The sequence below is a fragment of the uncultured Megasphaera sp. genome, from assembly GCF_958350005.1.
GTDB lineage: Bacteria > Bacillota > Negativicutes > Veillonellales > Megasphaeraceae > Megasphaera.
Window position 1 is genome coordinate 1 of record NZ_CATWFF010000153.1, and the last position, 4,713, is coordinate 4,713.

The window sequence follows — 4,713 nt, forward strand, 5'->3', positions numbered from 1 at the left end:
AAATACTGTATACAATGAGAAATATATATACGTAATACCTGAAGGTCTCAAAAAAAAAGAGACTGCCCTGTTATGGGACAGCCTCCTGTCGTTATACATTACAGCAGTGTGTGCAGTACTTGTTCTACATCCGATGCCTGTACGGGAACGGGGTTGTTATCTGCCCGGCCTTTCGTAAAGGCGTGATCGACGAGGTACGGAATATCCTGCTCGGTTATGCCGTAATCGCGAAGACGGACGGAGAATCCGCCGATCTGCAGAAGAGAGAAAATCCACTGCTTCACTTCTTCTGCGGACTGGCAGTCAAAGGCAGCCAGCAGTTCATCGTACCGGGGAATGGCCTTCTGGTTAAAGGCCATAAAATCGCCCAGCGACAAGGCAGCGGCTGTACCGTGAGGAATGCCGAATTTTTCCGTCAGCGGATAGGATACGGAGTGGCATACAGTCGTCCGCGTATTGCTGAAGGCAATGCCGGCATACAGGCTGGCATTGCCAATATCCTGCCGGAGCTGCACGTCGTCCAGATGCTGCGTCAGCGGCTGCAGGAGCGTGCGGATCTTGCGGATTGCCAGGAGTGAAAAGGCCTGCGTGATTTCGTTCGTATGGCGGGACCAGAACGATTCCGTTGCATGGCAGACCGCATCCAGCGCCGATGATACAGTCAGAGACAGCGGGCATGTTGCCGTAAACTGTGCATCAATGACGGCAGCGACGGCAAAGTTACGGGAACAGCTGCAGGACATTTTGCATTCCCGCTGCCGGTCCCAGACCGTCGCCCACGGCGTTGCTTCCGAACCGGTGCCGGATGTGGTCGGAATGCCGACCCAGGGAATGGGCACAATGCCGTCATACTGGCCGTCAGCGACGAACTTGCGCAGCCCTTCTGTGCCGGAAATACCGGCAGGAATAGCCAGGGCCAGGGTTTTGGCCGTATCCATGACGGTGCCGCCGCCGACACCGATAATGACGTCGTACGTCTTCCCTTTCAGGGAGGCCAGCATGTCAGCCATATCGGCTACGTCCGGGTTGGACACGGAAATGGCTGCTTCCTGGACATCATAGGGCTTCAATACATTCCGCAGAGCCTGGCAAGCCGGGCTGTCCCAGAAATCGAGACCTCGCGTAAGCAGGAGCACGCCTTTGCCGGTATACAAATTCTTACAATAAGAACCTAATTCTTCCAGCGCCTGTGCGCCGGCAATGATATGTACGGGATTATAAAACTGCATACTATCTGACCACCTTAGTTGTATAGAATTGAAATTATCGAATTGCTTTCTTTACTGCCAGGAACCCCCGTTCCAGAAAGAAGGCAAAGAGGAATACCAGGAAAATAGCCACGCCGGCCTGGCCGTACTGGTAGTTCTGAATGCTCGTGGAAATGGCAAAACCAATGCCGCCGGCGCCGACCATCCCCAGAATAGTGCATTCGGAAAAGTTGATTTCAAACCGCAGGGCAATCCAGGAAATGAGCTGGGTCACCGCACTGGGCAAAATGCCGCAGCAAATGATCTGAAGCCGCGTAGCTCCCAGGGATTCCAGGCTGTCAATCGTATCCTGGGGCACATCTTCAAAGGCCTGGGAAAAAGCCCGCGTAAAGAAGGCTACTGTATGAATGGACAGGCCCGTAATACCGGCTACAGGACCAAAGCCGAAGCAGACGAGCATGAGCAGCACCCAGACCGGCGTCGGCACAGCCCGCAGAAAGGTGAAGAACGCCTTGATAACCGTCGAGATAGCGCGATTGCGGACGACGTTTTCTGCTGCCAGCAGACCAAATACCAGACCGGCAACAATGCTGTATATTGTAGATAATACCATAATGGAGAACGTATCTGCAAAGGACAGTAAGGTAAAATCCAGTCCCTGTGCGGAAAAATGGGCCATTTTAATAAAAATATTGGCAATCGACCCGGTCCGGGAACCTAGCTGCCACCAGTCGATGTGCAGCAAATACAGGGACAGGACAGAGGCACCGGCCATGCCCAGGAGAAACCGGGAAATAAAGGGCGTGCTCCCGGCTACGCCAATATCGATTTTCTTATGCTGCGGCGGCCGGACCGGCGTAGAAGATACCGTCGGAATGGCCTGTACATCGTTATTTATATTCATCCGTTCACCACTCTCTTTCGCAGTACGCCAGTCATCATATCAACGGCAATGACCAGCAGTGCAATGATCAGGATAATCCCTGCCGCCTGAGGATATTTAAACTCTTTCAGATACGACAGCAGCACCATGCCGCTGCCGCCGCCGCCAACCATGCCGACTATGGTCGACGCCCGGATATTGACTTCCAGGCAGTACAAGAACCAGGAAATAAACCCTTCAATACAGCAGGGAAAAATACACTGGAACATGCGCTGCCAGAACGTAGCCCCTACAGAGGCCATGCATTCGATCGTATCCTGCGGGATTTCATCGATGACTTCAATAAAGGTTCGCGTCATAAAGGCAAAGCTCGTAATAACCAGGGCCATAAAGCCGACGCTCGTACCGATGCCCAGGGAAGAAAAGAGGATAAATGCCCATACCAGCGTAGGAATATTGCGCAGGAACGTGGCAACCCCCCGAATGGTGCCGGCCAGCCATTTGGACGGCGACGTCCGTTCGCTGCCCAGCACAGCAGCTACGACGGCCAGGACAGCGGCAACAGTGGCCGACGAAATAGCCAGAGAAACGGTTACAATAATACAGTTGATGACCGTTTCGCTGAAGGAAATCTGAGGCGGCATAAAGTCATTGGCGAAGAAATCCCAGGCTGCCCCCATTTCCAGGAAGACCGTCAGCGGATTAAATCCCGTATATACCGTAGCTCCGACAAAGGAGATCAGCAGAATGGCGCCCAGTATCGTAAAGGTTCGCGATTCCTGTCTCATTATATAGCCTCCCGTTCAGCAGTAATGCTCAGTTCTTCCATAGACGTGCCGTAAATATCTTCAATAGCTGCATCGGTCAGCTCCGACGGCGGCCCGTCAAATACGACGGTTCCCTTGCGCAGGCCAATGATGCGGGTCGCATAGGATTTGGCCGCATCGATCTGATGGAGGTTGACCAGGCAGGCAATATGGCGGCGCGACGTCATGGCATAAATCATGTCCATAATGACTTTGGCACTGGCCGGGTCCAGGGAGGCGATCGGTTCATCACACAGCAGAATCTGCGGTTCCTGCATAAACGCTCTGGCAATGCCGACACGCTGCTTCTGGCCGCCTGACAAATCGGCAGCCCGGGAATTGAGGAAATCGCCCATATCGATTTCCTGCAGTAATTCGACGGCTTTTACCTTGTCTTCTTCCCGATACCGGCCCAGCATGCCCTGCAGGGAAGACATGTAGCCCAGCCGGCCGTGCAGTACATTCTGCAGCACTGACAGGCGATATACGAGATTATAGTTCTGGAAGACCATGCCGATCTTCCGCCGTATGCTCCGCAGAGCTGATCCTTTGGCCCGGGAAATATCTTCCCCTTCGACCAGGATGCGGCCTTCCGTCACATCCTGGAGACGGTTGATGGAACGGAGCAGCGTAGATTTGCCGGCGCCTGACGGGCCAATAACAGCAATAAACTCACCAGGCTTTACGGAAAAGGACACATCTTTCAGCCCTGCCGTTCCATTTTTATATATCTTGCTGACATGTTCAAATTGCAGAACGTCGTTCATCGTCTTTCTTCTCTCCTTCTTACTTATTCAACAAATCGTTCAGATCGATAATCGGCTTGTAGTCATCCTTGCTGGCCGGTACGAACCGCGCATCTTTTACTTTAATAACTTTGGCAAAATAATCGGCGTTGGTGAACTGCAGCAGGAAGTCCGTTACTTTTTTCCGCAGGGACTGATCCATATCGGAGCGGATAATCATGCCTTCAGACGGAATGGGATCAGACGTGGCAATGACTTTAATCGAGCCGGCCGGTACATTGCCGTTGTCAATTTCAGACTGCAAAATCTGGTCCGATACAGCAGCTACGTCCACATCGCCTTTGGCGACGGCCTGAATGCTGGCCTGATGCTTGCCGGCGTACATGGCCGATTCAAAGAAGGTACCATTGGCATGGAGAGCTTCCGAATCGAGTTTGTCGTTGGGGAAGGCTTTTAGCAGCATCCCTGTCGGCACGAGGTTGCCTGATGTGGAGCCAGGATCGACAAAGGCCATTTTCTTGCCTTTTACATCCTGAATGGAGTTGATATCCTGCCGGTCTGCTTTCGTAATAAATACGCTCTTATACGTAGCTTTGGCCTTATCGCCGCCAGGAGCCTTCATGACGATGACATCAATATTGCCGTTAAGGCGCTTGTTGGCCAGAGCAATGCCTTCAGGCCCTAAATAAGCCATATCGGCTTTTTTCGTCCGCAGGGCTTCAATAATGGCATTGTAGTCCGATGCGCTGATTTCCTTTACATCCATACCCAGCACTTTTCCCAGTTCAGCAGACATGGCACTGCGGGCATCAGCACTCTGTTCCGTCGATTCATTGGGCGCATAGGCAATGGTAAATGTTTTCTGCGCTGCCGTACCGCTTCCCGAACTGCCGCAGCCGCCGGCAAATGCAGCTGCTGCCACAACTAAACAAGAAATACCAAAGCCTTTCATCCATTTTCTCCAGTTCATTGATTTCATCCTCCACGTTTGACTCTACATACATATACTATTAGAACTTAAAACCTGTCACATGATGTTCTTTCCTCACGTTCAGGTATTAGTATATAGG

The 4,713-nt window shown here is 52.2% G+C and carries 5 protein-coding genes; all 5 read right to left on the reverse strand.

Annotated features, from left to right (window positions below; all coding sequences use genetic code 11):
- Positions 1 to 98 precede the first annotated feature (98 nt).
- From Q3886_RS08390 to Q3886_RS08410, 5 genes are read right to left on the reverse strand one after another with little or no spacing between them, the layout of a single operon-like run.
- Positions 99 to 1,229: a phosphonoacetaldehyde reductase gene (locus Q3886_RS08390; protein WP_301860914.1), complete on the reverse strand. Its 1,131-nt coding sequence runs from the start codon at positions 1,227 to 1,229 to the stop codon at positions 99 to 101.
- A gap of 34 nt (positions 1,230 to 1,263) precedes the next feature.
- Entirely contained in the window at positions 1,264 to 2,112 is an 849-nt protein-coding gene (locus tag Q3886_RS08395; RefSeq protein WP_301860915.1) for an ABC transporter permease, read from the reverse strand.
- On the reverse strand, positions 2,109 to 2,879 hold the full coding sequence (locus tag Q3886_RS08400) for an ABC transporter permease (protein WP_301860916.1): 771 nt from the start codon (positions 2,877 to 2,879) through the stop codon (positions 2,109 to 2,111). The genes Q3886_RS08395 and Q3886_RS08400 overlap by 4 nt, the downstream gene beginning before the upstream one ends.
- A complete protein-coding gene (gene phnC / locus Q3886_RS08405) occupies positions 2,879 to 3,664 on the reverse strand; it encodes a phosphonate ABC transporter ATP-binding protein (protein ID WP_301860918.1) in 786 nt (261 codons plus the stop codon). The genes Q3886_RS08400 and phnC overlap by 1 nt, the downstream gene beginning before the upstream one ends.
- 19 nt (positions 3,665 to 3,683) lie before the next feature.
- Positions 3,684 to 4,613 carry a phosphate/phosphite/phosphonate ABC transporter substrate-binding protein gene (locus Q3886_RS08410; RefSeq protein ID WP_301860920.1) on the reverse strand — a complete coding sequence of 310 codons (930 nt, stop codon included), beginning with the start codon at positions 4,611 to 4,613 and terminating at the stop codon, positions 3,684 to 3,686.
- Positions 4,614 to 4,713 lie beyond the last annotated feature (100 nt).